This is a genomic window from Polaromonas sp. P1_E3 (assembly GCF_056405935.1).
In genome coordinates this window covers 1-4,685 of sequence record NZ_JBFUBD010000219.1, presented here as the reverse complement: position 1 = coordinate 4,685, position 4,685 = coordinate 1, and the positions used below count along the sequence as shown (strand labels likewise).

The 4,685-nt window shown below is 59.7% G+C and carries 7 protein-coding genes; 5 read left to right on the top strand and 2 right to left on the bottom strand.

The window, feature by feature from the left end; all coding sequences use genetic code 11:
- Positions 1-311: 311 nt before the first annotated feature.
- Entirely contained in the window at positions 312-1,292 is a 981-nt protein-coding gene (locus AC1D0Z_RS16315) for a succinylglutamate desuccinylase/aspartoacylase family protein (protein ID WP_477659268.1), read from the bottom strand.
- Positions 1,293-1,478: 186 nt separating this feature from the next.
- On the opposite strand from AC1D0Z_RS16315, the gene AC1D0Z_RS16310 reads away from it, so the two are divergent.
- The 5 genes from AC1D0Z_RS16310 (at position 1,479) to AC1D0Z_RS16290 (ending at position 3,750) form a co-directional block, all read left to right on the top strand.
- Positions 1,479-2,084, top strand: a complete 606-nt coding sequence (locus AC1D0Z_RS16310) for a hypothetical protein (protein ID WP_477659267.1) — start codon at positions 1,479-1,481, stop codon at positions 2,082-2,084.
- 187 nt (positions 2,085-2,271) lie between these two features.
- Positions 2,272-2,544, top strand: a complete 273-nt coding sequence (locus AC1D0Z_RS16305) for a hypothetical protein (RefSeq protein WP_477659266.1) — start codon at positions 2,272-2,274, stop codon at positions 2,542-2,544.
- Positions 2,545-2,640: 96 nt separating this feature from the next.
- Positions 2,641-2,910 carry a hypothetical protein gene (locus AC1D0Z_RS16300; RefSeq protein ID WP_477659265.1) on the top strand — a complete coding sequence of 90 codons (270 nt, stop codon included), beginning with the start codon at positions 2,641-2,643 and terminating at the stop codon, positions 2,908-2,910.
- 84 nt (positions 2,911-2,994) lie between these two features.
- Positions 2,995-3,276: a hypothetical protein gene (locus tag AC1D0Z_RS16295; RefSeq protein WP_477659264.1), complete on the top strand. Its 282-nt coding sequence runs from the start codon at positions 2,995-2,997 to the stop codon at positions 3,274-3,276.
- 72 nt (positions 3,277-3,348) lie between these two features.
- A complete protein-coding gene (locus AC1D0Z_RS16290; protein ID WP_477659263.1) occupies positions 3,349-3,750 on the top strand; it encodes a hypothetical protein in 402 nt (133 codons plus the stop codon).
- 50 nt (positions 3,751-3,800) lie between these two features.
- On the opposite strand, the gene AC1D0Z_RS16285 is transcribed toward AC1D0Z_RS16290, so the two are convergent.
- The gene (locus AC1D0Z_RS16285) at positions 3,801-4,685 is read right to left on the bottom strand and encodes a metal ABC transporter substrate-binding protein (protein WP_477659262.1); all 885 of its coding nucleotides are present in this window, start codon (positions 4,683-4,685) and stop codon (positions 3,801-3,803) included.

The following is a 4,685-nucleotide window of genomic DNA, read 5'->3' as shown; positions in this document are numbered from 1 at the left end:
CGTGAAGGACTGAGCGGTTGGGCGGAAGCCCGGGATGCCTGGGTGCTATTAAATAGATAGCTGCTTGCGCCCGTCAGCATTGGGCTGAAGCCCCACTTTTAATGCTGAAAACCGCCTTTTTTGAACGCGGTGGCCGTCGAATCCACCTTTACGATGGTTTCGGCGCGTTTGGGCCCGCCTGGCGCCTGAAAGCGCCCTTATTTATCGATCAAATTGGCCTCTAAGCCAATAAGGACGAGCGCTGGCAGCTATTAAATAGATAGCGGCTCCGGGAGCGCCGGGATCTGTACGCGCTGGCCACCCGCGTAGGCTCAAGCCCGCCGCTGCGCGAAGTAAAACCACTCCTGGCCCGCTTCGCTGCGCGGGTTGGGAAACACCACAAAGCCGTCCACCGGCGCGGTGATGGGCTCGCCGCCGTGGCGTGTGCCGATCACTTCGCCGCGCTGGACCGGGTCAAAGCTGCGCCACTCGCGGGCAAAGGTGTCGCCTGCATGGTCGCGGTCCACCACCTCGACCAGCCGCAGGATCTCGCGCTGCGCCGGTTCTGGCGCAGGCGGCTTCGCAATCAGGCCCAGCAAGCCCAGCGTCTGCAAGATCGCGTGCCGCGCCACCCCCACGGCCGCAGGGTCATCATGCTGGCCGCATTCCAGCGTCACGCCGTAGCCGCCGCGCGAGCGCATGTACTCGGTCGTGCCCACGCCGTAGTTCGGGTCGGTCACCAGCGCCTGCTTGCGGTCACCCGCACTGGCGGAGGCGGCTTCGGCCCGACGTTTCACACCGCGCGCATAGGTGTCCAGCCAGCCTTCCACAATACGGTGCGGCCCGGTGTGCAGCGCCAGCTGCATTTCTTCCGCAGCGTGGTCAAAAGGCTCCAGCGCCCCCGTGTTGTTTTGCGGGCCAATCATCACAAAGGGCGCGCCGCCGGTGTGGAAGGAGTGCAGGTCCAGCAGCACGTCATGCGCATCCAGCAGCGGGCACAGCACGTTCGCAATGCGGTCCTCAAAGTCCTGCGGAATCGCGCTCGGCGCCATGTTGCGGTTGAGGTTGCGCTCACCCATGCGCTGCTTGAGCCGGTAGGCCAGCGGGTTGGTCACGGGCACAAATGTCACGGTGCCGCGCTCAATGCCGAGCTGGCCGCTGTCGATTTCTTCCAGCAGCTGCGTGATGGCGCGTGTGCCGCAGGTCTCGTTGCCGTGCACAGCGCCGGTGACCAGCAGACGCGGGCCGGGGGCGAGGCCGTGGAAGGTGTGGCTGCGCAGGTGGGTGGGGTGTCGGGTAAGGGTGGAAGTCATGGGGTGATGCACCGCTGGGGTAGTCGCGTTGGTGGCTTGGTTATACAGCGGTTTGAGGGGAGACCGAAGCGCTTTGCAGGCTGACCCTCATGTGTTTGGGGGATGGCATTGCAGCGCTTGGACTCTATGATTGTGAACTGACCAAACTTGGGCTTCCGCAGACTTTTCGGCAAAACACAAGAACCTATGAACCACGTCTGGCTATTCGTTATCTTGCTCGCGTTGTGCGGCAAAGCCTTTGCCACCGACCTGCCCGGCCTGGACGCACGAACCCGGTCCCTGATCATGTCGCTGCACGCCGATACTGACATGGAGAACATCTCGGTTGGCGATCTGGATGGTGATGGCGTGGCCGACATGGCTTATGTTGTCGTATCGAATGATGGTGCCCATCTTTTCGTTGGTGTGTTGCGCGGTCGGCCTGACGGGAGCTTCGTTCCCTGGACGCACTCACAGCGCCTTGAGCACCTGCAGCGGAGCCGCGAAGTGTGGATACGCGGCAAGACCCTGGAAATTTCCCTGTTTCTCAATGGCCTGAGCTGGGGCAGTCATCGCTCGGTAAAGTATTTGTGGCGTGGTGGCCAACTGGTTCGTGTGGGATCGGAGTTCTTTCTYCAATCTCCCTTCAGGGATGACGAACCCGGCCCCGTCTCCACCCAGACCATCAGTACCAATTACCTGACAGGTGTTGTCATCGAAACAAACACGATCGGCAAAAAACGAACGACCAACTCATCAAAAAACCAACGGCGCGAACTCGAACCACTTTCGATGTTTGATGGGAGTGAGTAGCCGTCGCTGAGAAGGAATCGGAGTTTGCAGTTTTATTTCAGAGGCGCCAAAAATCGTGACACACATAGTTTTTTGGATAGGATGGATCGCACTCGGATATGCCGCATGGTCCACGTGGCTGCAGCGCACGTGCCCGCACGCAGGGTGCAGTTTTATCCTGGTAGCGCCGCGGCTGCTGGAGCTGATCGTGCCATTCATGGCTTGGGGCACGATTGGCGTAGCGGTTTCCATCGGCATCAAGTTGATGCGCGACCGGCACAGATCGCCGGCCACAAGCAAGATGCAGGCAGCGCGTTCACCATTGCCCGACGCGGTGCAAGCACCAGTGAGTGCTGAAGCGGTGATGCATGAGCTGGGCATCACATTCGATGGACGCCTGTATGGGTTTCGTGAGTACCGTTATGAAAAGCTGGCGGATGCCATTGCCTATGCGAAGCTCACGCAGCGACGCGAGGACTGATCCCAATCGACGCCTGGCGGCAGCGTGCGGTTGGTCCGTCGTGCCTATGATGGGGCCCGGGCACTCTGAACAACTCATGGTCAATACGGAGGCACCATGGACACCGACCTTGAAAGCCTGTCGCGTGAACAACTCATTGAGGAAGTCAAAAGGCTCCGCCAGGGCATTCGCGAGCATCGCGACAGCACAGGCCATGAGCTGTGCTGGCACCATCCGGCGCTGTGGGCGCTGCTGCCGGAGAAGACCGACCCGGTGCCCGTTGTACCCGACTGGCCGCAGTTCTTTCGCGGCTGCATCCGTTACCGCCAGTCGCTGGATGAACAGTTGCCGGATGCGCCGCGAAGTAATGAACCCTATCGCGACTGAACACATTTGACTATTGATATCCGCGTATTCGCGGCGCACTGCGAACGGCCAGATTTCGAGAGTAAAAAATGAGTGAGATTGGCAATGAACTTCACCGTTAATCGTTTGGTGTCATGGGTGCTGATCCCGCTGTTGGTGGCCCTGCCTCTGGCTTTTTTCATGTGCTACGGAGCGCTTGATCACAACCCGCAGGAAGAGTTCTGTGCTTATGTGACCCGCGACGTATCTGCAAACTATTCGGTTCACGGCGAGGACTGCAGCATCAAATGGGATGCAATAGGTCTGTTGTTTGCGGGCTGGCTTTTTGCCCAGCTGGCGATTTTGACGGTGGCGCGACTGATGCTGTCGGCATTTCGCGACGCCTGATGTCAAGCGCGGGTTTTCCTGATTTCGGATAAACGACGGATAAATAACGGATCAACAACGGACGAATCACTGATGCCTGTTCTGCCTGAATTTCGTTACCCGCTGCGCTTGCTCTTTGCCCTGCTTTTCTGCGTGTGCGGCGCAAGCCATGCTGCGCCAGCCTGCGATGCGGTGGCATTGCACGCTGACGGATACGCCCGCTCCGTGAAATCAGTTCAGCATTTGCCTGAACTGGTCGCATGGTCCCGTTCGCACAAGTTTCCTGTCGTATACGGCCAATCCGTGGACAAACAAGCGTTGATGCGCGGCCATTGCTACTGGTCAGTATCCGTTTATGCCAATCGGCCTGATCGCCTGGAGCTTTGGCATGTTTTTTTTGTAGAGATTACTGGCAAGCAGTTGCTTGTCCTGGACCCTGTCTCAGGGACGGCCATCCCGCTGCAGAAATGGCGCGCCAAAGGAAAGGGCGCGTGACTGAGGGCACGGCAGGCATTCATCAAACGGGTAGCCGTTTTATTTCATGTTCAGTTCAGCCTGATCCCCGCCACCAGCTGCGTCACGTTGTGCCKCATCAGCTTGAGATAACTGTCAGCCGGGCCGCCGGCTTTTGACAGGGCATCGACATACAGTGCGGGGCCGGGCGTCACGCCGGCGTCCTTGCTCAGCTGGGCGAGCAGCTTGGGGTTGCTCATGTTTTCGAAAAACACGGCCCTGATTTTTTCGCGCTGGATCTGCCGGATCAACTGGGCGACTTCTTTCGCGCTGGGTTCGGCTTCGGTGGAAATTCCTTGCGGTGCCRGGAAGCTGACCTGGTAGTGCGCGCCGAAATAACCGAAGGCGTCGTGTGAGGTGATGACCTTGCGTTTGGCAGACGGGACGGCGCTGAGCTGCTCTTTGGCCCAGGTGTCGAGTGCCTGCAATTCCTTCACGTAGGCTTCGCTGTTGTCTTTGTAGGTGGCAGCGCCGGTGGGGTCGAGCCGTGATAGCGCCGCCGCGATGTTGCGCACGTAGATCACGACGTTGGTTGGATCCTGCCAGGCGTGCGGGTCGGTTTCTTTTCCGCCTTTTTCACCGGGCATGGTGCTCGCCTTCACGCCTTGTGAAGCGACCACCGCCTGGCCCTTGTAGCCAGCGGACTTGACGAGTTTTTGTGCCCACGGTTCAAAGCCCAGGCCGTTGCTGACCAGCAGTTTGCTTTGCAGCAGGTTTTTGGCGTCTGCGGGTTTGGGTTCAAACACATGCGCGTCTTCATCGGGGCCAACCAGCGTGGTCACAGTGACGCGGTCACCGCCGACCACACGAACCAGGTCGCCGAGGATGCTGAAACTGGCGACCACAGGGATCTTGTCGGCGGCCATGCCGGCGGTGGCGGCGGTCAGCAGCGCGGCCCCGACCAGGGGTGTCAGCAG

What these genes read in the sequence shown, in the direction of transcription:
- AC1D0Z_RS16290 (WP_477659263.1), top strand. Translation starts at nt 3,349, where the DNA reads ATGCCTGTTCTGCCTGAATTTCGTTACCCGCTGCGCTTGCTCTTTGCC.
- AC1D0Z_RS16300 (WP_477659265.1), top strand. Translation starts at nt 2,641, where the DNA reads ATGGACACCGACCTTGAAAGCCTGTCGCGTGAACAACTCATTGAGGAA.
- AC1D0Z_RS16315 (WP_477659268.1), bottom strand. Translation starts at nt 1,292, where the DNA reads ATGACTTCCACCCTTACCCGACACCCCACCCACCTGCGCAGCCACACC.
- AC1D0Z_RS16295 (WP_477659264.1), top strand. Translation starts at nt 2,995, where the DNA reads ATGAACTTCACCGTTAATCGTTTGGTGTCATGGGTGCTGATCCCGCTG.